At 66.7% G+C, this 19151-nt stretch carries 21 protein-coding genes; 14 read left to right on the top strand and 7 right to left on the bottom strand.

Going from position 1 to position 19151, the window contains the following annotated elements; all coding sequences use genetic code 11:
* Positions 1-120 precede the first annotated feature (120 nt).
* The 7 genes from ACK4ZD_RS00575 (at position 121) to ACK4ZD_RS00545 (ending at position 5495) form a co-directional block, all read left to right on the top strand.
* Complete coding sequence (locus ACK4ZD_RS00575) at positions 121-645, top strand: DUF2244 domain-containing protein (RefSeq protein ID WP_409657206.1); 525 nt, start codon at positions 121-123, stop codon at positions 643-645.
* 29 nt (positions 646-674) lie between these two features.
* Positions 675-1847, top strand: coding sequence for a cytochrome c oxidase subunit II (coxB, locus tag ACK4ZD_RS00570; RefSeq protein WP_409657444.1), 1173 nt, complete (start codon positions 675-677; stop codon positions 1845-1847).
* Between the two features lie 26 nt (positions 1848-1873).
* On the top strand, positions 1874-3523 hold the full coding sequence (gene ctaD / locus ACK4ZD_RS00565) for a cytochrome c oxidase subunit I (protein ID WP_409657203.1): 1650 nt from the start codon (positions 1874-1876) through the stop codon (positions 3521-3523).
* 24 nt (positions 3524-3547) lie between these two features.
* Complete coding sequence (locus ACK4ZD_RS00560; protein WP_409657200.1) at positions 3548-3658, top strand: cytochrome oxidase small assembly protein; 111 nt, start codon at positions 3548-3550, stop codon at positions 3656-3658.
* A gap of 4 nt (positions 3659-3662) precedes the next feature.
* Positions 3663-4295, top strand: coding sequence for a cytochrome c oxidase assembly protein (locus ACK4ZD_RS00555; protein ID WP_409657197.1), 633 nt, complete (start codon positions 3663-3665; stop codon positions 4293-4295).
* The gene (locus tag ACK4ZD_RS00550; RefSeq protein ID WP_409657194.1) at positions 4292-4546 is read left to right on the top strand and encodes a DUF2970 domain-containing protein; all 255 of its coding nucleotides are present in this window, start codon (positions 4292-4294) and stop codon (positions 4544-4546) included. Before ACK4ZD_RS00555 ends, ACK4ZD_RS00550 begins: the two co-directional genes overlap by 4 nt.
* A gap of 64 nt (positions 4547-4610) precedes the next feature.
* The gene (locus tag ACK4ZD_RS00545) at positions 4611-5495 is read left to right on the top strand and encodes a cytochrome c oxidase subunit 3 (RefSeq protein ID WP_409657191.1); all 885 of its coding nucleotides are present in this window, start codon (positions 4611-4613) and stop codon (positions 5493-5495) included.
* Positions 5496-5594: 99 nt separating this feature from the next.
* Here the strand turns inward: ACK4ZD_RS00545 and ACK4ZD_RS00540 are convergent, their stop codons facing one another.
* The gene (locus ACK4ZD_RS00540) at positions 5595-5816 is read right to left on the bottom strand and encodes a twin transmembrane helix small protein (RefSeq protein WP_409657188.1); all 222 of its coding nucleotides are present in this window, start codon (positions 5814-5816) and stop codon (positions 5595-5597) included.
* A 29-nt stretch (positions 5817-5845) separates the two neighbouring features.
* On the opposite strand from ACK4ZD_RS00540, the gene ACK4ZD_RS00535 reads away from it, so the two are divergent.
* From ACK4ZD_RS00535 to ACK4ZD_RS00505, 7 genes are all read left to right on the top strand, one after another.
* Positions 5846-6595 (top strand): SURF1 family protein, encoded by a 750-nt coding sequence (locus tag ACK4ZD_RS00535; RefSeq protein ID WP_409657185.1) that lies wholly within the window; start codon positions 5846-5848, stop codon positions 6593-6595.
* Positions 6552-7265, top strand: coding sequence for an SCO family protein (locus ACK4ZD_RS00530; protein WP_409657182.1), 714 nt, complete (start codon positions 6552-6554; stop codon positions 7263-7265). The genes ACK4ZD_RS00535 and ACK4ZD_RS00530 overlap by 44 nt, the downstream gene beginning before the upstream one ends.
* 7 nt (positions 7266-7272) lie before the next feature.
* On the top strand, positions 7273-8433 hold the full coding sequence (locus ACK4ZD_RS00525; RefSeq protein WP_409657179.1) for a COX15/CtaA family protein: 1161 nt from the start codon (positions 7273-7275) through the stop codon (positions 8431-8433).
* A 20-nt stretch (positions 8434-8453) separates the two neighbouring features.
* Positions 8454-9356: a heme o synthase gene (gene cyoE, locus ACK4ZD_RS00520; RefSeq protein WP_409657176.1), complete on the top strand. Its 903-nt coding sequence runs from the start codon at positions 8454-8456 to the stop codon at positions 9354-9356.
* Positions 9356-9964, top strand: a complete 609-nt coding sequence (locus ACK4ZD_RS00515; RefSeq protein ID WP_409657173.1) for an SCO family protein — start codon at positions 9356-9358, stop codon at positions 9962-9964. The genes cyoE and ACK4ZD_RS00515 overlap by 1 nt, the downstream gene beginning before the upstream one ends.
* A 162-nt stretch (positions 9965-10126) precedes the next feature.
* A complete protein-coding gene (locus ACK4ZD_RS00510; protein ID WP_409657170.1) occupies positions 10127-10876 on the top strand; it encodes an SDR family oxidoreductase in 750 nt (249 codons plus the stop codon).
* A 4-nt stretch (positions 10877-10880) separates the two neighbouring features.
* Positions 10881-13607 (top strand): cation-transporting P-type ATPase, encoded by a 2727-nt coding sequence (locus tag ACK4ZD_RS00505; RefSeq protein WP_409657167.1) that lies wholly within the window; start codon positions 10881-10883, stop codon positions 13605-13607.
* Here ACK4ZD_RS00505 and ACK4ZD_RS00500 read toward each other — a convergent pair.
* From ACK4ZD_RS00500 to ACK4ZD_RS00475, 6 genes are all read right to left on the bottom strand, one after another.
* Complete coding sequence (locus ACK4ZD_RS00500; RefSeq protein ID WP_409657164.1) at positions 13604-15055, bottom strand: GntP family permease; 1452 nt, start codon at positions 15053-15055, stop codon at positions 13604-13606. The genes ACK4ZD_RS00505 and ACK4ZD_RS00500 overlap by 4 nt on opposite strands.
* A gap of 25 nt (positions 15056-15080) precedes the next feature.
* Positions 15081-16118, bottom strand: coding sequence for a patatin-like phospholipase family protein (locus tag ACK4ZD_RS00495; RefSeq protein ID WP_409657161.1), 1038 nt, complete (start codon positions 16116-16118; stop codon positions 15081-15083).
* A 107-nt stretch (positions 16119-16225) separates the two neighbouring features.
* Positions 16226-17146 (bottom strand): RNA polymerase sigma factor RpoH, encoded by a 921-nt coding sequence (gene rpoH, locus ACK4ZD_RS00490; RefSeq protein WP_409657158.1) that lies wholly within the window; start codon positions 17144-17146, stop codon positions 16226-16228.
* 114 nt (positions 17147-17260) lie between these two features.
* A complete protein-coding gene (locus ACK4ZD_RS00485; protein WP_409657155.1) occupies positions 17261-18286 on the bottom strand; it encodes an LLM class flavin-dependent oxidoreductase in 1026 nt (341 codons plus the stop codon).
* Positions 18287-18330: 44 nt separating this feature from the next.
* On the bottom strand, positions 18331-18762 hold the full coding sequence (locus ACK4ZD_RS00480) for a type II toxin-antitoxin system VapC family toxin (protein ID WP_409657152.1): 432 nt from the start codon (positions 18760-18762) through the stop codon (positions 18331-18333).
* On the bottom strand, positions 18759-18989 hold the full coding sequence (locus ACK4ZD_RS00475) for a type II toxin-antitoxin system Phd/YefM family antitoxin (RefSeq protein ID WP_409657149.1): 231 nt from the start codon (positions 18987-18989) through the stop codon (positions 18759-18761). Before ACK4ZD_RS00475 ends, ACK4ZD_RS00480 begins: the two co-directional genes overlap by 4 nt.
* Positions 18990-19151 lie beyond the last annotated feature (162 nt).

Below are 19151 nucleotides of genomic sequence, written 5' to 3'. Positions count from 1 at the left end.
CTCAAGCGGCATTGTGAGGGCTGTTTGCGGTAAGTTAAACTCTCGCAGTTTGGTTGGGTAGGTGCCACTGAGCTTCGTGCGCGGGCGCTTCCGAACCAGGTGAGTGGAGCAGTAGCACCCATGGTGGCGGCCACTTCGGCATGGACTCCTCGCGACGGCGCACCCGCACAAAACGGAGCGACGGCGGCGCATGGAGACGCGCCGCGGTGGATCCTCAAGCGCAACTGCTGCCTCACGCCGCGCCAACTGCTGAGGGTCTATGCGGTGATGTGCGCGGTGTCATTCGGCATTGCACTGGCGTTCTGGGCCATGGGGGCCCGGCTGGTGTTGCCGTTTGCCTGGATCGAGATGGTCGGCCTGGGGCTCGCCCTGTGGGTCTATGCACGCCACGCGCTCGATCGCGAAAGCATCGCCATCGAGCGAGGGCAGGTGCATGTCGAGCAGGAAGTGGCCGGACGTGTGACCCATGTCATCTTCGAGGCCTCTCGGGTGCGTGTCAGCCAAAGCGGCGGCGCGCAGGCGCTGGTCGAGCTGACCGGGCCGGGCCTGGAGGTGGCGGTGGGGCGGCACCTGCGGCCGGCATGCCGGGCCCGACTGGCCGACGAATTGCGCGCAGCCCTGCGCGGCCCGCACGGGCAGGGGTGAGCTGGGGTTTGGAAACTGAGATGACCACGATGAAGATCATGAAAGCTCTTTGGCAGCAGGCAGGGCGTCTGGGCCTCGGTCTGGGGGCCTGGCTGGCCTCCACCGCCGCGCTGGCGTCCGTCAACAGCCTGCCCGGCGGTCCAGCCGTCAACCAGCTCAACCTGCATCCGCCCGTCACGCGCATTGCCGAGGAGCAGCACTTCCTGCATTGGATGATGCTGATCATCTGCCTGGTGATCTTCGTGGGGGTGTTTTCGGTGATGTTCTATTCCATCCTGAAGCACCGCAAATCGCTGGGCGCCAAGTCCGCCAGCTTCCACGAGAGCACCACGGTCGAGGTGATCTGGACGGTCGTGCCGTTTCTGATCGTGATCGGCATGGCCCTGCCGGCCACCAAGGTGGTCGTCGCCATGAAAGACACCACCAACGCCGACATCACCGTCAAGGTCACGGGCTATCAGTGGAAGTGGGGCTACGACTACCTCAACGGTGAAGGCAGCGGTGTGTCCTTCCTGTCTACGCTGGACACCACCCACCGTCAGATGTCTGATGCCGGCCAACCTGCTGGTGACGACTACCTGCTCAAAGTCGACAACCCGCTGGTGGTGCCAGTCAACAAGAAGATCCGCATCATCACCACTGCCAACGACGTGATTCACGCCTGGATGGTGCCGGCCTTCGGCGTCAAGCAAGACGCCATTCCCGGTTTCGTGCGCGACACCTGGTTCCGCGCCGAGAAGACTGGCGACTACTACGGCCAGTGCGCCGAGCTGTGCGGTAAGGAGCATGCCTACATGCCCATCCACGTCAAGGTCGTGACCGACGACGAATACAGCAAGTGGGTGGAAGAGCAGCGCAAGCTCATGCAAGCCAAAGCCGATGACCCCACCAAGGTGTGGGAGCTGGCCGATCTCGTGGCCCGCGGCGAGAAGGTCTATGCGGCCAATTGTGCCGCCTGCCATAAGGCCGACGGGTCGGGGGCCGGCCCGATCAAGGCCCTAGACGGCTCGCCCATCGTGCTCGATGCCGACAAGAGCAAGCAGATCAACATCCTCCTCAACGGCGCAGGCAACGGTGCGATGCCGTCGTGGAAGCAGTTGAGCGATACCGAGATCGCCGCGGTGATCACCTACGTGAAGAACAGCTGGTCGAACAAGACCGGCGCGCTGGTGCAGCCGGCTGACATCACCGCCGCCCGCTGAGCAGTAGAAGAAAGGACCGACGAAACATGAGCGCCGTTCTCGACAACCACGGGCATGCAGCGGGCGGCCACGCCCATGACGACCACGCCCATGACCACCCGCATGGCTGGCGCCGCTGGGTGTTCGCCACCAACCACAAAGACATCGGCACCCTGTACCTGCTGTTCAGCTTCACGATGCTGATGATCGGCGGCGTGCTGGCCTTGCTCATCCGCGCCGAACTGTTCCAGCCGGGTTTGCAGGTGGTGAACCCCGAGCTCTTCAACCAGCTCACCACGATGCACGGCCTGATCATGGTGTTCGGTGCGATCATGCCGGCCTTCGTGGGCTTCGCGAACTGGATGATCCCGTTGCAGATCGGGGCCTCCGACATGGCTTTTGCGCGGATGAACAACTTCAGCTTCTGGCTGATGATCCCCGCGGCCATCATGCTCGTGGCGTCCTTCTTCATGCCCGGCGGCGCGCCCGCCGCGGGCTGGACCTTGTATGCCCCGCTGACGCTGCAGATGGGCCCGTCCATGGATGCCGGCATCTTCGCGATGCATATCCTCGGCGCCTCGTCGATCATGGGCTCGATCAACATCATCGTGACCATCCTCAACATGCGCGCCCCGGGCATGACGCTGATGAAGATGCCGATGTTCTGCTGGACGTGGCTGATCACCGCCTACCTGCTGATCGCGGTGATGCCCGTGCTGGCCGGCGCCATCACGATGACCCTGACCGACCGCCACTTTGGCACGGCCTTTTTCAACCCGGCCGGTGGCGGTGACCCCGTGATGTACCAGCACATCTTCTGGTTCTTCGGGCACCCCGAGGTCTACATCATGATCCTGCCGGCTTTCGGCATCATCAGCCACATCGTGCCGGCGTTTGCGCGCAAGAAGCTGTTCGGCTACACCTCGATGGTGTATGCCACGGCCTCGATCGCGATCCTGTCGTTCATCGTGTGGGCCCACCACATGTTCACGACGGGCATGCCCGTGACCGGCCAGCTCTTCTTCATGTACGCGACCATGCTGATCGCCGTGCCCACAGGCGTGAAGATCTTCAACTGGATCGCGACCATGTGGAAAGGCTCGATGACCTTCGAGACCCCGATGCTGTTCGCCGTGGGCTTCATCTTCGTGTTCACGATGGGCGGCTTTACCGGCCTGATTCTGTCGATGGCCCCCATCGATATTCAGCTGCAGGACACCTACTACGTGGTGGCCCACTTCCATTACGTGCTTGTCGCAGGCTCGTTGTATGCACTGTTTGCGGGCTTTTACTATTGGGGTCCGAAGTGGACGGGCGTCATGTATTCCGAGACGCGCGGCAAAATCCACTTCTGGGGTTCGCTGATCTTTTTCAACATCACCTTCTTCCCGATGCACTTCCTGGGCCTGGCCGGCATGCCGCGCCGCTATGCCGACTACCCGATGCAGTTCGCCGATTTCAACGCGATTGCCTCGGTCGGCGCCTTCGGCTTCGGGCTGATGCAGGTCTACTTCTTTGTCTTCATCGTGCTGCCCATGATGCGAGGCAAGGGTGAAAAGGCGCCCCAGCGTCCCTGGAACGACCCCGATGGGCAAGGCGCCGAAGGTCTGGAGTGGGAGGTGCCATCGCCCGCGCCCTTCCACACCTACGAAAACCCGCCCAAGCTGAATGCGGCCGCCAACAAGGTGGTGGGCTGAGACGCAGGGCGGAGGATCTGCACCATGACGCCTGAGCAGCGCAAGCGCAATGTCCGCCTCGGTCTGATCCTGGCGAGCATCGTGGCGGCATTCTTCGTCGGGTTCATCGTGCGGATGGCCTATTTCGGTGGTTGAAAGCATGTCCACGCAGCGCGAATCGGCACGCACCGCCATTCGTCGGGACAACCGACGCATGGTGGGTAAGCTGCTGGTCGTCGCGGTTGCGATGTTTGGCTTCGGCTACGCGCTGGTTCCCATGTACCGCGCCATCTGCGATGCATTGGGGATCAACGTGCTGTCGCTGAGCGAGCGGCTGGTGCCCGGAAGTGCCTCGCACCGGGCCACGGCCGTCAACACGCAAGTCGATACCTCGCGCACGATCACGGTCGAGTTCGACGCGAACGCTCGTGGACCTTGGGATTTCAAACCGGCGATGCGCTCCATCACCGTGCATCCTGGCGAGATGGCCACGGTCATGTACGAGTTCCGCAATGTGCAGAACCGCGCCATGGCAGCCCAGGCCATCCCGAGCTACGCCCCCAAACAGGCCACGGCCCACTTCAACAAGCTCGAGTGCTTCTGCTTCAACGAGTACACCTTGCAGCCGGGCGAGTCCAAGCAATGGCCGGTGGTCTTCGTGATCGACCCCAAGCTGCCGCGTGATGTGACGACGATCACGCTGTCCTACACCTTCTTCGAGGTGAAGGGCAAGGGAGTCACGGCACCGGCCAGCCTCCAGTCGGCGACCCCGGCTCAGGAGATGCGCCTGTGAACGCGCCCCATCAGCCGGGTGCCGGCCTGCGCGAGGCCGTCAGGCGTCGCGGTTCGCTGTGGCAGACGGTCAAGGCCGTGTCCTGGTCTTTCTTCGGGGTGCGCCGCTCGGTCGATCATGCCGAGGACGTGAGCAAGCTCAACCCGGTGCATGTGGTGGTCGTTGGCCTGGTCCTGGCGGGGCTGTTCGTGCTGGGGCTCGTGGGGCTGGTCAACTGGGTGATCGGCAGTGGGGTGGCTGCCGGGGTTTGATGACGATTGAACACGCCCCGTCGATGACGGGGCCAAGGATCGAGAAGAGTTCTTAGGAGAAAACATGTCGGCAGCGACACATCAGGGCCAGACGCCTTACTACTTCGTTCCCGGGCCTTCGCGGCACCCGGTCATGGCCGCCATTGGTCTGTTTTTCGTGATCTTGGGGGCCGGGCAGTGGATCAACGGACACGGCTGGGGCGCCTACTCGCTGCTCTTTGGCTTGCTGTGGTGGGCGGTGGTGCTGTTCCAATGGTTTGGCGACGCCATCCGGGAAAGCGAAAGCGGCCTGTATAGCGATCGCATCGACGTGTCCTACCGCTGGAGCATGAGTTGGTTCATCTTCTCGGAGGTCATGTTTTTCGCGGCGTTTTTTGGTGCGCTCTATTGGGCCCGTGCCCATGCGGTGCCGATGCTGGCCAATCTGGACCACCAAATCTTGTGGCCCGATTTCAAGGCCTTGTGGCCGAGCCAGCAGCCCGGCGTGACCGCCTCGCCTGCCGGCACGGTCGAGCCCTTCCAGACCATGGGGCCTTGGCCGCTGCCCACGATCAACACGGCGCTGCTGCTGGCCTCGGGCGTGACGCTGACCATCGCGCATCACGCGCTGCGCGAGAACCAGCGTGGCAAGACCATCGCCTTCATGTGGCTCACCGTCTTGCTGGGAGCCATCTTCCTGGTCGTGCAGGGCTATGAGTACATGCACGCCTACCGCGACCTGAACCTGAAGCTGTCCTCGGGGATCTACGGCTCGACCTTCTTCATGCTCACCGGCTTCCACGGCTTCCACGTGTTCGTGGGCATGCTGATGCTGCTGTTCATCACGCTGCGCCTGCACAAGGGGCATTTCACGCCGGAGCGGCATTTCGGCTTTGAAGGCGCCGCTTGGTACTGGCACTTCGTCGATGTGGTGTGGCTGGGCTTGTACGTCGTCGTCTACTGGATGTGATCGGCGTCCGCCTCGTGACCAGAGGCGGATCCACGCCGACGACAACGCCGCTGCGATGCAGCGGCGTTTGTTCTTCGAGCCCGACGATCGGGCTCGGAGCTACTTGATCACCGGCACCCCGGTGGGTTGGATCCAGCCCAGTTGGTGGGCCACCAGGATGCAGATGAACAGCAGGATGGACAGGCCCACGCGCAGACTGAGGGAGCGCACCATGTTGTTGGTCTTGGGCTTGCCGTCGCGTCCATCGCGCATCATGAACACCAGGGCGCTAGCAAGACTGGCCAGGATGAGCACGAAGGCGACGACAATGAAGATCTTCATGCACGGCATTATGCGCCGAGCGGCCGGCCATGGCTGAAACCCGGGCACAGGCCCGCTGGCGGGCTTGGGTGGTGCTGGGCGCCACGTTGGTGGGCATGGCCGTGACGGCCTCGCTCGGGCGTTGGCAGCTTAACCGGGCCGCTCAGAAAGAGGCCCTGCAGGCGATGATCAGTGCACGCGCCGGCCTGCCCCCGGTGCGGCCCGAGGAGCTCGCACCGGGCGCACCCGTGCCCGAGGACTGGTTGCACCGCCGAGCCCGTGTGCGAGGGCGCTGGCTGAGCGATCACACGGTCTTCCTCGACAACCGCCAGATGGCGGGCCCGCAGCCAGGCTTTTTCGTCTTGACGGCCCTGGAGCTCCAGGGGCGGGGGGACGTGCTGGTCGTGCAGCGCGGATGGATCCCCCGCGACGTGGTCGATCGGACGCGGATCCCGGCCGTCCCCACCCCCGAGGATGAAATAGTCGAGCTGACGGGCCGGATTGCCCCCCCGCCGGCCAAGCTCTATCAGTTCTCCGAGGAGCCGCCCGGTCCGATCCGGCAAAATCTAGACCTCCAGCGCTATGCTGAGGAAATCGGCCGGCCGGTGTGGCCGGTGTCTCTCGTCCAGACCGATTCGGCACCGCCCGTCGCGGACGGCTTGCTGCGCCAGTGGCCTGAGCCTTCGGTGGACGTTCACAAGCACTACGGCTATGCGTTCCAGTGGTTCGCGCTGTGTGCACTGATGGCAGGTTTGTATGTCTGGTTCCAAGTCCTCCGTCCCCGGCGTCAACGCGGCTGAGACCGTCGTGGCGGCGCGCGAGGTCGAGCCCTTGAGCTTCACGGTGCACAGCATGCCGCGCCCGAACCTGGACGAGCGCTCGCGCAAGCGCATGGGGCGGCTCAAGATGATCCTGGTGCTGCTGGTGTGCGCCGCCCCCGTGATCGCGTCGTACTTCACCTACTACGTGATCCGCCCGGAAGGCCGAACCAACTATGGCCAGTTGATCGATCCGCAGCGGCCCCTGCCAGCCCTGAACCTGCGCGACCTGCAAGGCCGGCCGGTGGCGGCCGAGAGTCTGCGCCACCAATGGCTCATCGTGGTGGTGGGCGCTGGTGCCTGCGACGCAGTGTGCGAGCGTAACTTGTACCTGCAGCGTCAGTTGCGCGAGATGACCGGCAAGGACCGCGACCGCATCGACAAGGTCTGGCTGGTCATCGACGAGGCACCGATCGCCCCGCCATTGCTGCAAGCCATTGCCGGAGCGCAGGTGCTGCGTGCCTCTCGCGAGGAAGTGGCCGCCTGGCTCGAACCCGAGGCGGGCCAGTCGCTGGAGGCTCACCTGTACATCGTCGATCCGCTGGGCCATTGGATGATGCGTTTTCCCGCGCAGGCCGATCCCGCCAGGGTCAAGCGTGACCTGAGCCGCCTGCTCAATGCCTCGCGGCATTGGGACCAGGCGGGCCGCTGAGCTGGCCATGGAAACGCAAGCGCTCTACGACCTGACACCGATCGCGCGCCTGGCGCTGCTGGGCATCGTGATCGCCCTGGGCCCGATGGCCTGGGTGTGGCTGCGCAACCGCCATGCCCCTGCGGCCGTGCGACTGGCTGCGCTCACGGCCTTGACCCTGTTCCTCACTTTCGACCTCGTCGTCTTCGGCGCCTTCACCCGGCTCACCGATTCCGGCCTGGGCTGTCCGGACTGGCCTGGTTGCTACGGTGCGGCCAGCCCCGTGGGCGCGCGCGCAGAGATCACTGCGGCCGAAACCGCCATGCCCACCGGGCCGGTCACGCACAAGAAGGCTTGGATCGAGATGATCCACCGCTACTTGGCCACGGGGGTGGGGGTGCTGATCCTGGTGATGGCCGTCACGAGTTGGCTGGAGCGTGCCCGCCTGGCACTGTCGCCCTGGTGGGCCACCGCGACCTTGGTGTGGGTGTGCGTCCAGGGGGCCTTCGGAGCCCTTACGGTGACCATGAAGCTCTACCCGGCCATCGTGACCGCGCATTTGCTGGGCGGCTTGCTGCTGTTGGCCCTGCTGACGGCCCAGCACCAGGTCTATCGCGCCCGTCCGCTCGCGCTGAGGCCGGGCCTGCGCTGGCTGGCCTGGGGGCTGTTCGCGCTGGTGTGGGTGCAGATCGCCCTGGGCGGCTGGGTCAGCACCAACTACGCCGTGCTCGCCTGCCCCGATTTCCCCACCTGCCATGGCCAATGGTGGCCGGCGATGGACTTCCAGCAGGGCTTCCAGATCGCCCGGCCGCTGGGCGAGCGTCGTGACGGCGGCTATCTGAGCTTCGATGCGCTGACTGCGATCCACTACACGCACCGGCTGGCGGCCTATGGGGTGCTGGCCGCGTTGATGGCCTATGCGGCGCTGCTGTGGCGCGAAGGCCGGCCGCATCGTCGCCAGGCCGGCTGGCTGCTGGCCGGCGCGGTGTGGCAGTTCGTGAGCGGCCTGAGCAATGTGGTGCTGGGCTGGCCGCTGGTGGCGGCGCTGGCCCACACCGCGGGGGCCGCGGGCCTGGTGATCGTGCTCACCGCCTTGCTGACCCGGGCGCATCTGGCCCGGCATGGTGAGGTCGCCCCGCGTGCGACCGCGGCCTCCTTGGCGCCGGCCGGCGGCCGGGTCGCCTCCTAGAACCCCCCAAGCCTTCGCTCATGTCTGGAACCCTCGCCACTCTTGCTGCACGGCCCTCGCGGGTCTCGCAGTTCTACGCGCTGACCAAGCCGCGCGTGGTGCAGCTCATCGTCTTTTGTGCCGTCATCGGCATGCTGCTGGCCGTGCCGGGCCTGCCCGACTGGCGTGTGGCCTTGGCCGCCACCACAGGCATCTGGCTGGTGGCCGGCGCGGCGGCAGCTTTCAACTGCCTGGTCGAGCAGCACATCGACGCACGCATGCAGCGCACTGCTTGGCGGCCCACGGCCAAGGGCGAGCTCACCACCCTCCAGACCCTGCTGTTCTCGGCGTTGCTGTGCGGCGCGGGCATGGCCCTGCTGTATCTGGCGGTGAACCCATTGACGATGTGGCTGACCTTCGGCACGTTCGTGGGCTATGCGGTGATCTACACCGTGGTGCTCAAGCCGCTGACTCCGCAGAACATCGTGATCGGCGGCGCATCGGGCGCGATGCCACCGGTGCTGGGCTGGGCTGCGATGCGTGGCGAGGTGGGACCCGAGGCGTTGATGCTGTGCCTCATCATTTTTCTGTGGACGCCGCCGCATTTCTGGGCGCTGGCCCTGTACCGTGCGGAGGACTACCGCAAGGCCGGGCTGCCGATGCTGCCGGTCACGCACGGCGCCGAGCTCACGCGCTTGCACATCTTCCTGTACACGCTGATGCTGTTTTCGGCCACCTTGCTGCCCTTCGTCTACGGCATGAGTGGCTGGCTGTATCTCGTGGCGGCTGTGGTGCTGGGGGCTCGGTTCATCGCGTATGGCTGGCGTCTATGGCGGGCCTATTCGGACCACCTGGCGCGGCGCACCTTCCGTTTCTCCATCGTGCACCTGTCGCTGCTGTTTGCCGCTTTGCTGCTCGACCACTACCTGAGGCCCTGGCTGTGATGCAACGTCGTTCCCTCGTGCTGCTGAGTGCAGCTTCTCTGGTGCTGGCCGGCTGCGACCGGGTCAAGGAATTGTTCGGCGCGGGCGCGCCCCGATTCCACGCCATCGACATCACCGGCGCCGAGTACGCACGCAATTTTGTGCTGAGCGATGTTCAGGGGCGCGAGCGCACGATGGCCGACTTCAAGGGCAAGGTGGTCGCGATCTTCTTCGGCTTCACCCAGTGCCCCGATGTGTGCCCCACGGCCCTGCACGAGCTGGCCCAGGTGAAGCAGGCCTTGGGAGCCGAGGGTGAGCGATTGCAGGGGGTGTTCATCACTGTCGATCCCGAACGCGACACACCCGAGCTGCTGGGGGCCTATGTGCAGGCGTTCGATCCGAGTTTTGTGGCTCTGCGTGGTTCACCCGAACAGACGGCCGCCGTGGCCCGCGAGTTCAAGGTCTACTACAACAAGGTGCCGGGCAAGACGCCCGACAGCTACACGATGGATCACACGGCCGGCCTGTATGTCTTCGATGCGCAGGGTCGGGTGCGTCTGTTCGCACGCCACGGTCTGGGGGCCGACGCGCTGACCCAAGACATCCGCCGTCTGCTGGCTTCGGGCTGAGTCGGCACGGGCCTTGACCGATGCCAAACCGCTCAGGGGCGTTTCCAGGAAGGTTCCGTCCCGCGTTTTGACCTGAGACAAGGATTCTTCCGGCCTCCCGTGGTGTCATTTCCTTGATCCCACCCGGTCCGTCACGGGCCTCGTCATCAAGGAGGACACCCCATGCTGCAAGGAAAAGTCTCGCTCGTGACCGGCGCCTCGTCCGGCATTGGCCGCGCCATCGCGCTGGCCTATGCTCGCGAGGGCGCCAAGGTCGTCGTTTCCGACGTGAACGTGGCGGGGGCAGAGGAAACCGTGTCGCTGGTGCGACAGCAAGGCGGCGACGCGATCTTCGTGCCGGCCGACGTGAGCCATGCTGACGATTGCCAGCGTCTCGTCGAGCGCACCGTGGCGCACTACGGTCGGCTGGATGCGGCGTGCAACAACGCCGGGATCGGTGGCGAGCTCGGCCCGACGGCTGACTATGCCGATGAAGCCTGGCAGCGGGTGATTGGCGTGAACCTCACCGGCGTCTTCTACTGCATGAAGCACCAGATCCCCGCGATGCTGCGCCAGGGGGGCGGGGCCATCGTGAACATGGCCTCGATCTTGGGGCAGGTGGGCTTTGCCGGGGCACCGGCTTATGTGGCCGCGAAACACGGGGTGGTGGGGCTCACCAAGACGGCGGCGCTGGAATACAGCGGCCAGGGCCTGCGCATCAATGCCGTGGGGCCGGCCTTCATCCACACGCCAATGATCGCGGGTTTGGAGTCCGACCCGGCCACCGCGCAACAGCTCGTCAGTCTGCACGCGGTGGGGCGCCTGGGCCAGCCCGAGGAGGTGGCCGAGCTGGTGGTGTGGCTCAGTTCGGACCGCGCATCCTTCGTGACGGGCGCTTACTACGCAGTCGATGGCGGCTACCTCGCACGCTGAGCCCATGGCTGCCGCGCCGTCGGGCGAGCCGGCGACCACGCCAGCCTGGCACGCCCAGCCGGCCGAAGCCGTTTTGCGGGCCCACGACACCCACCCCGACGGCCTGACGGTGGCAGAGGCGCGCCGCCGCTTGGCCCGACACGGCCCCAACCGTCTGGTCGTGGCACCGACGGTGCATCCGCTGTGGCGTTTGGCCCGCCAGTTTCACAACCTGCTGATCTACGTGCTGTTGGCGGCCGCCCTTGTGACGGCGCTGATGTCGCATTGGGTCGATACCGGCGTGATCCTGGCCGTGGTGATCATCAACGCCGGGATCGGCTTTCTCCAGGAAGGCAAGGCCGAGCGGGCGCTGCGGGCCATCCGACACATGCTGTCGCCGCGTGCGGTGGTGGTGCGCGAGGGGCATGCGCACGATGTCGATGCCGCCGAGCTCGTCCCCGGCGATGTGGTGCTGTTGGCCGCGGGCGACCGCCTGCCGGCCGACGTGCGGCTGCTTCATGCCCGCAACCTGCGCATCGACGAGGCCATGCTCACGGGCGAATCGGTGCCGGTGGACAAGCGGATCGACCCGGTGGAGCCGCGGGCAGCGGTGGGTGATCGCTTCAACATGGGCTATGCCGGCACCCTGGTGACCCAGGGCCAGGCACGCGCTGTCGTGGTGGCCACGGGCAGCCGCACCGAGATCGGCCGCATCGGGCGCATGCTCGAGACGGTGGAGACGACGACCACGCCGCTGCTGCGCAGGATGGCCGTATTCGGGCGCTGGCTCACGCTGGCGATCCTGGGCCTGGCGGGCCTGCTCTTCGTCTTCGGGATCGCTGTGCGCGGGGGATCGGCCGAGGACATGTTCATGGCCGCCGTGAGCCTGGCGGTGGCGGCCATCCCCGAGGGGTTGCCGGCGGTGATGACCATCACGCTGGCGCTGGGGGTGCAGCGCATGGCCGAGCGCCACGCGGTGATCCGGCGCCTCCCGGCGGTGGAGACCCTGGGCTCGGTCACGGTGATCTGCTCGGACAAGACCGGCACGCTCACGCGCAATGAGATGACGGTGCAGCGGGTGGTGCTGCGCGAGGCGGTGCTGACGGTGGAAGGCGCAGGCTATGCGCCCCAAGGACTTTGGTCGGCGCAGGGGCAGGGGATCGAGGCCGATGACCTTGCCAGCCGGTGGCCGGTCGCCCACCGGCTGGCGCAAGCCGGCGTCTTGTGCAACGACGCCGGCTTGCGGGAGGTCCAGGGTCAGTGGCAGCTCGCCGGGGATCCTACTGAGGGTGCCTTGCTGACCCTGGCCATGAAGGCCGGTGTGGATCCGGCGGTACTGCGTCGGCGGCACCCGCGGCTCGACGCGATCCCTTTCGAGTCCGAGCACCGCTACATGGCCACGCTGCATCCGGACGATGCCGGTGGGCGCTTCGCGGTGGTCAAAGGCGCACCGGAGCGGGTGCTGGCCATGTGCTCCCATGAGGCGGGAGCGCGGGGCGAGTCGCAGCCCTTGGATGCCGCCTGGTGGCAGGCTCGCATCGACGAGCAGGCCCGAGAAGGCCGCCGCGTGCTGGCCCTGGCCTGTAGGGCGCTGCCCGCAACGCAGGGCCGGCTGGACGTGGCCGATGTCGAGCAGGGCCTGACGCTGCTGGGTCTGGTGGCCATCATCGATCCACCGCGCGAGGAGGCGATGGCTGCCGTGGCGCAATGCCTGCAGGCCGGCATCCGAGTGAAGATGATCACCGGCGACCACGGCGTGACGGCCAGCGCCATCGCCGCCCAGCTCGGCCTGGGCCCCGGTCTGGTGGCGATGACCGGCCCCGAGATCGAGGCGCTGGATGACCAAGCCTTGCGTGAGGCGGTGCGCTCCACCGATATCTTTGCCCGTGCCAGCCCCGAACACAAGCTGCGCCTGGTGCGCGCGCTGCAGGCCAACGGCGAGATCGTGGCGATGACGGGCGACGGCGTGAACGACGCGCCCGCCCTGAAGCAGGCCGATGTGGGGGTGGCCATGGGCCGCAAGGGCACAGAGGTGGCCAAGCAGGCCGCCGCCATGGTCCTGGCTGACGACAACTTCGCCTCCATCGCGCACGCGGTGGAGGAGGGGCGCACCGTCTACGACAACCTGCGCAAGACAGTGACCTTCTTGCTGCCCATCAATGGCGGCGAGTCGCTCACGCTGCTGGTGGCGGTGCTGTTGGGCGTGTCCTTGCCCATCCTGCCGGCGCAGATCCTGTGGGTGAACATGGTGAGCTCGATTGCGCTGGCCATGGTGCTGGCCTTCGAGCCGCGCGAGGCCGACGTGATGCGCCGTCCGCCACGCGCGCCCGACGAGCCGCTGCTGTCGGGCTTTGTTCTTTGGCGCATTGCGCTGGTGTCCACGCTGTTCCTCACGGGCATCTTTGGCATGTATGAATGGTCGTTGGCCCAGGGGCACAGCGTGGAGACGGCCCGCACCGTGGCGGTGAACACGCTGGTGGTGATGGAAGTCTTCTACCTCTTCAGCGTGCGCTACCTGAAAGCCCCGTCCTTCACCTGGCAGGGAGTGCAGGGAACGCCGCGTGTGCTGATGGCTGTGGGCGGCGTGGTGCTGCTGCAGATGGCCTTCACCTACGCACCGTGGATGCAGGCGCTGTTCCAGACCGAGGGCCTGAGTGTGACCCAGGGTCTGCAGGTGATTGGCGTGGGGGTGGCTGTGCTCGTCCTGCTGGAACTGGAGAAACTCGCGGTGCGGCGCCTGAAGCTCGCCTAGAAGCTGCCGAACACGCTGCCCAGCGTCACCACCACTGCCAGCGACACCAGCGGCACCGCCACGGCCACGACGAAGATGTCCGCGTAGGACTGGCGGTGCGTGAGCCCGCAGATCGACAGCAGCGTGATCACCGCGCCGTTGTGGGGCAGGGCATCGAGCCCGCCGGTGGCGATGGCCGTGACCCGATGCAGCAGCTCGGGTGCGATGCCGGCCGCCTGACCCAGTTCCAGGTAGGTCTGTCCCAGTGTGCTCAGCGCGATGCTCATGCCGCCCGAGGCCGATCCGGTGATGCCGGCCAGCACGTTCACGGCCACCGACAGCGAGATGAGCGGATTGCCGGGCGACAGGCCCAGCACCGCGTCGCGGATCAGCGCGAAGCCGGCCAGGGAGGCGATCACCGCGCCGTAGCCCACCTGCGAGGCGGTGTTGAAGATGGGCAGCACGGCGGCCGACGCGCCGGCATCGACCGTCTCGCGCCACGAAGGCAGGCGCCGGCCCAGTGTGGCCAGCAGCCACACGATGGACACGGCCAGTGCCACGATGATGGCCCACACGCCGCGCACGGCTTCCAGCGAGGTGTTGCCATACATCGCCTCGGCGAGATAGGCGGTGTCCAGTCGCGGGAGCAGTTGTTCGGCCAGGATGTAGTTGAGCACCACGACCAGCACGATGGGCGACAGCGCCAGGGCCAGGCCGGGCGGGGCCGTCGCCGCAGCACTGGGCGCGGCTTCGGCGAGGTCATAGCCCTCGCCCTGGGCATGCTCGCGCAGCTTGCGGTCCACGGTGACCGGCGCCTGGGCGTCATCGCCGTAGTGCTCGCCCGCGGCACGGGCCCCCGCGGCGCGCCGCAGCAGCCAGGCCAGGCCCAGCCCCAGCATCACCGCGCCACCGATCACCCCCAGGCCGGGCGCCGCAAAGGGCGTGGTGCCGAAGTAGGGCATGGGAATCGCGTTCTGGATGGCCGGTGTGCCGGGCAGGGCCGTCATCGTGAAGGTGAAGGCGCCCAGCGCGATGGCCGCGGGAATGAGCCGCTTGGGGATGGACGCGGCGCGGAAGAGCTCGGCGGCGATGGGGTAGACCGCAAAGGCCACCACGAAGAGCGAGACACCCCCGTAGGTGAGCACCGCGCAGGCGAGCACCACGGCGATGAGGGCGCGCTCGCCGCCCAGGCGTGCCACGATGCCTTCGGCAATGGCCCGTGCCGCACCGGTGGCTTCCATGAGCTTGCCGAACAGGGCACCCAGCAGGAAGAGCGGGAAGTACAGCACGATGAAGCGGCCCAGGGCCGGCATGAAGACCTGGGTGTAGCTGGCCAGCAGCGGCGTGCCGGGGCTGAAGAGCACGGCCGCGAGCGCCGCCAGCGGCGCCAGCACCAGGATGCTCATGCCCCGGTAGGCCAGCGCCATCAGGAGGGCCAGTGACAGCAGGATCCCGGCGATGCTCAGCATGGTGTCTCCAGGAAAGCGGGTGTCCTCAGCGGTAGTCGGAGAGGTCCAGCGTCGAACGGCGGCCGATCTGCCCGAAGTGGCGCGCCAGCCAGGCGTCCGCCGTGTCGTGGCCCAGACGGTAGAGCTGCTGCAGGAAGCTCCAGCCGGTGCGCAGCTTGCTCGCAGCGCCGAAGTCGGCCAGTGCCTCGGTCGCGTCGATACGGTGCAGCTTCAGCGCGGCGATCTGGCGGAAGAGCGGGCGGCGCGTGTCCTCAGCATCGGGGCCTTCCTCGTCCAGCAGCTGCTGGAGCAGGGCGATGGAACGCAGTTCCTTCACCAGGCTGCTGTTGAAGGTGATCTCGTTGAGCCGGTCCAGGATCTGCTGCGAGGTGGTGGGTACGGCGTCGCGGCACGACGGGTTGATTTGCACCAGCACCAGGTCGTGCGCCGGGCTTTCGGTGATGAGCGGCAGCAGCGACGGGTTGCCGAGGTAGCCGCCATCCCAGTAGGGCTCACCGTCGATCTCCACGGCGCGAAAGAGCATGGGCAGGCAGGCCGAGGCCATCACCACATCGGGCGTGAGCTCGTGCTGGCGGAACTCGCGCAGCCGCCCCGTGCGCACGTGGGTGGCCGAGATGAACAGCTGCACCCGGTCGCAGCGGCGCACGCGCTCGAAGTCGACCTCGGAGGTGACGATGTCGCGCAGGGGGTTGATGTCCAGCGGGTTGAGCTGCTGGGGCGAGAACATGCGGCCCAGCCAGTCGAGATAGCCCTGCATGGGTGAGGCGGCCAGAGTCCAGCCGCCGAAGAAGGCGGCAAAGGGCTCGGCCAGCGCGCCACCCCCGGCGCGGCTCACGCGTGTCCAGAAACGCCGCAGGGCTTCGCGCGCGCCGGCCCGGCCGCCGGCCATCAGGCCGTCGGCCAGCACCACGGCGTTCATCGCGCCCGCGCTGGTGCCGCTGATGGCGTCGAATTCGATACGTTCTTCTTCGAGCAGTCGATCCAGCACGCCCCAGGTGAAGGCGCCGTGGGCGCCGCCTCCCTGCAGCGCCAGATCGATGCGTCGGATGCGTCGCCGGCTCATGCAGTTCAGTCTACGGGTTGGCCCCTGATCGACCAAACCAAAGACCGAGCGACTTCAACGACAACGGCCCCCGAAGGGGCCGTTGTGTGCGAAGGGCGGGGGTCGGGTCAGGCGTACTCGGCCAGGGCCTTGCGCATCTTCTTCATGGCCGCCGCCTCGATCTGGCGGATGCGCTCGGCGCTCACGCCGTACTCGGCCGCCAGTTCGTGCAACGTCATGCCGCCGGTGCCGTTGTCGTTCACCTTGAGCCAGCGTTCTTCGACGATGCGACGGCTGCGCTCGTCCAGAGTGTCCAGGGCCCGCGCGATGCCGTCGGTGGCCAGCACGTCGCGGCGCTGGGCCTCGATCACGCGGGTCGGTTCGCGGCTTTCGTCGGCCAGGTAGGCGATGGGGGCATAGCTTTCCTCGCCATCATCGATGGTGGGCTCCAGGGCCACGTCGCCACCGGACAGGCGGGTTTCCATCTCGATGACGTCCTCACGCTTGACCTTGAGCTCGCGGGCCACCGCGTCGATCTCGCGGTCTGTGAGCGTGCTGCGGTGGAGCTCGGCCTCCTCGGCATCGTCTTTGAGGCTTTGCTTCATCGAGCGCAGGTTGAAGAACAACTTGCGTTGGGCTTTGGTGGTGGCCACCTTGACCATGCGCCAGTTCTTCAGAATGAATTCATGGATCTCCGCCTTGATCCAGTGCAGGGCGTAGCTCACCAAGCGCACGCCTTGGTCCGGGTCGAAACGCTTGACGGCCTTCATCAGGCCCACATTGCCTTCCTGGATCAGATCGCCATGGGGCAGCCCGTAGCCGAGGTACTGGCGCGAAACGGACACCACCAGGCGCAGGTGCGACAGCACCAGCTTTCCCGCGGCTTCCAGGTCGCGGTGATCGCGCCAGCGGCGGGCCAGCGCGGTTTCTTCTTCCTGCGTGAGCAGGGGCAGGCGATTGACGGCCGTGATGTAGGCGTCCAGGTTGCCCAGCGAAGGCACCAGGGCCCAAGGATCACGGACGGTCAGGGCAGCGGTTGAGGTGTTCATGGCCGTCATAGACATCCCGAACCTCCTTTCGTTCCCAGAATATTAGCACTCGATCAAAGAGAGTGCTAAACCCTCCTTCGGGGGAACCCGGACCCATAGAGATAGGGTATCTATTCAGGTGTTGTATTTGGTAATTTCAAAGGCCTGGGCGAGCAAAGCATAGGATCGCCGGCGCACGGCCGGGTCGTGGGCCCAGGTGTTGATCACGAGTTCATCGAGCTCCAGCGCGTCGGCCAGGCGACGCAGTGAGTCCGCCACCGTCTGGGCGCTGCCGACGAAGGCCTTGCGGCGCAGAGCCTCGACGCTGGGCCATTCGTCGGCGGTGAAGCCTCGGCGGGCCACCTCATCGGGCGGCAGCAAGGGGCCGAGCCGCCCGCGCATCCGGTCCACCCGCCAACGTTCCCGGCTCAGGGCGTGGTGGCGGGCCTCTTCGTCACTGTCGGCTGCCAGGGCCCAGACGCAGATCGTGGCCTGGGGCTTGGGGTGGCGTTCGCTGGGGCGGTAGAGGCTGCGATAGAGGTCCAGCGCCTGTTCCACCCCCTGACCATCCATGAAGAAGTAGGCGAAGGCATAGGGCAAACCGAGGTGGGCCGCCAGCCGCGCGCCGTAGTCGGAACTGCCCAGCACCCACACCGTGGGAATGCGCGCCCAGGGGGCGTCGAGGGAGGGCGCCGGCGCGCGCGGATGGGCGACGATGCCCTGGTGCGCCTGGCCGGCCAGCCAGGCCTGCAGGTCCTGGATCTGCTCGGGGAAGCGTTCGGCGGCCGCATAGGCATTGGGGTTGAGGGCCACCGCGGTGCGCATGTCGGCGCCGGGCGCGCGGCCCACGCCCAGGTCGATGCGGCCCGGAGCCAGGGCGTCGAGCACACGGAACTGCTCGGCCACTTTCAGGGCCGCGTAGTGAGGCAGCATGACGCCGGCGCTGCCCAGGCGGATGCGCTGGGTGCGTGCGGCGATGGCGGCCAGCAGGATCTCGGGGGCCGTGCCCACGATGGTGGGCAGACTGTGGTGCTCGCTCACCCAGAAGCGGTGGTAGCCCAGGGCCTCGCAGTGGGTCGCCAGGTCGAGCGTGTCGCGGATGGCGGCGTCTTCGCTGGCGCCGGCCAGCGAGATGGATTGGTCGAGGACGGACAGCTTCATGGCGGCATTGTCGGCAGGATGGCCCGAGCCTGCCGGCGGCAGGGTCAGACGGCGGACAAGACCTTCACATGGCCGGCGGTGCCGTAGGCCAGCAGTTTGTCGTCGGCCGTGATCAGGGTGGCGCCATGATGGCGAGCGGTGGCGACGATGATCCGGTCGGCCGGGTCGCCATGGGGGTCGCCGGGCAAGCGCGAACTGGCCACGGCGATCGCCGGCTCCAGCGGGGCGAGCCGCAGGCCGGGCAGGGCCAGCACCTGCTCCATCCATTCCTGTGCGTCCTGGGTCAGCGCCAGACGGTCCTTGGCCACCAGCATGCCGATCTCCCAGGGCGTGATGGCGCTGACCCAGGCTGCGTTGCGTTGCGCGGCCTCTTCAATGCGCTGGCGGGCGGGCAGGGACAGGCGGGTGTCGCCCGCCACCAGCCACACCAGCACATGGGTGTCGAGCAGGACGGCGCCGGCCATGCGGTCGGTCACCGAGCGGCCTCCCAGGCTTCGCCCACCGGGGCGATCAGGTCCTGTTGGGCGAGCACACTGCCTTGCAGGGCGCCAAAGAGCGGGCGTTCGGCCGGGACCGGGACCAATTGCGCCACCGGCCGACCGCGCTTGGTGATGGTCAGCGGTGCATGGGAGGCGGCCACTTCATCCAGCAGTTGCAGGCAGTGGGCCTTGAATTCACCGGCAGGGATGGTGGAGGCAGGCATTTGAATGTATTCATGGTCAGAAACTATGGTCATATTTTCCGTGGGCAGGCCTGAAGGTGCAAGGAACGCGGAAAAAGCCATGGTCGACAGCCTGGATGGGTGAACGCATGGGCAACGGGTCTGGAATCATATACTGTGTTTTTATCCAGTTATTAGGTCCGC

Source organism: Caldimonas sp., from assembly GCF_046291045.1.
Lineage (GTDB): Bacteria > Pseudomonadota > Gammaproteobacteria > Burkholderiales > Burkholderiaceae_C > Caldimonas.
This window is presented reverse-complemented; position numbering and strand designations above follow the sequence as displayed.

What these genes read in the sequence shown, in the direction of transcription:
- ACK4ZD_RS00505 (WP_409657167.1), top strand. Translation starts at nt 10,881, where the DNA reads ATGGCTGCCGCGCCGTCGGGCGAGCCGGCGACCACGCCAGCCTGGCAC.
- ACK4ZD_RS00475 (WP_409657149.1), bottom strand. Translation starts at nt 18,989, where the DNA reads ATGCCTGCCTCCACCATCCCTGCCGGTGAATTCAAGGCCCACTGCCTG.
- ACK4ZD_RS00530 (WP_409657182.1), top strand. Translation starts at nt 6,552, where the DNA reads ATGTCTGGTTCCAAGTCCTCCGTCCCCGGCGTCAACGCGGCTGAGACC.
- coxB (WP_409657444.1), top strand. Translation starts at nt 675, where the DNA reads ATGAAGATCATGAAAGCTCTTTGGCAGCAGGCAGGGCGTCTGGGCCTC.
- ACK4ZD_RS00545 (WP_409657191.1), top strand. Translation starts at nt 4,611, where the DNA reads ATGTCGGCAGCGACACATCAGGGCCAGACGCCTTACTACTTCGTTCCC.
- rpoH (WP_409657158.1), bottom strand. Translation starts at nt 17,146, where the DNA reads ATGAACACCTCAACCGCTGCCCTGACCGTCCGTGATCCTTGGGCCCTG.
- ACK4ZD_RS00560 (WP_409657200.1), top strand. Translation starts at nt 3,548, where the DNA reads ATGACGCCTGAGCAGCGCAAGCGCAATGTCCGCCTCGGTCTGATCCTG.
- ACK4ZD_RS00555 (WP_409657197.1), top strand. Translation starts at nt 3,663, where the DNA reads ATGTCCACGCAGCGCGAATCGGCACGCACCGCCATTCGTCGGGACAAC.
- ACK4ZD_RS00500 (WP_409657164.1), bottom strand. Translation starts at nt 15,055, where the DNA reads ATGCTGAGCATCGCCGGGATCCTGCTGTCACTGGCCCTCCTGATGGCG.
- ACK4ZD_RS00535 (WP_409657185.1), top strand. Translation starts at nt 5,846, where the DNA reads ATGGCTGAAACCCGGGCACAGGCCCGCTGGCGGGCTTGGGTGGTGCTG.
- cyoE (WP_409657176.1), top strand. Translation starts at nt 8,454, where the DNA reads ATGTCTGGAACCCTCGCCACTCTTGCTGCACGGCCCTCGCGGGTCTCG.
- ctaD (WP_409657203.1), top strand. Translation starts at nt 1,874, where the DNA reads ATGAGCGCCGTTCTCGACAACCACGGGCATGCAGCGGGCGGCCACGCC.
- ACK4ZD_RS00525 (WP_409657179.1), top strand. Translation starts at nt 7,273, where the DNA reads ATGGAAACGCAAGCGCTCTACGACCTGACACCGATCGCGCGCCTGGCG.
- ACK4ZD_RS00540 (WP_409657188.1), bottom strand. Translation starts at nt 5,816, where the DNA reads ATGAAGATCTTCATTGTCGTCGCCTTCGTGCTCATCCTGGCCAGTCTT.
- ACK4ZD_RS00515 (WP_409657173.1), top strand. Translation starts at nt 9,356, where the DNA reads ATGCAACGTCGTTCCCTCGTGCTGCTGAGTGCAGCTTCTCTGGTGCTG.
- ACK4ZD_RS00485 (WP_409657155.1), bottom strand. Translation starts at nt 18,286, where the DNA reads ATGAAGCTGTCCGTCCTCGACCAATCCATCTCGCTGGCCGGCGCCAGC.
- ACK4ZD_RS00495 (WP_409657161.1), bottom strand. Translation starts at nt 16,118, where the DNA reads ATGAGCCGGCGACGCATCCGACGCATCGATCTGGCGCTGCAGGGAGGC.
- ACK4ZD_RS00510 (WP_409657170.1), top strand. Translation starts at nt 10,127, where the DNA reads ATGCTGCAAGGAAAAGTCTCGCTCGTGACCGGCGCCTCGTCCGGCATT.
- ACK4ZD_RS00575 (WP_409657206.1), top strand. Translation starts at nt 121, where the DNA reads ATGGTGGCGGCCACTTCGGCATGGACTCCTCGCGACGGCGCACCCGCA.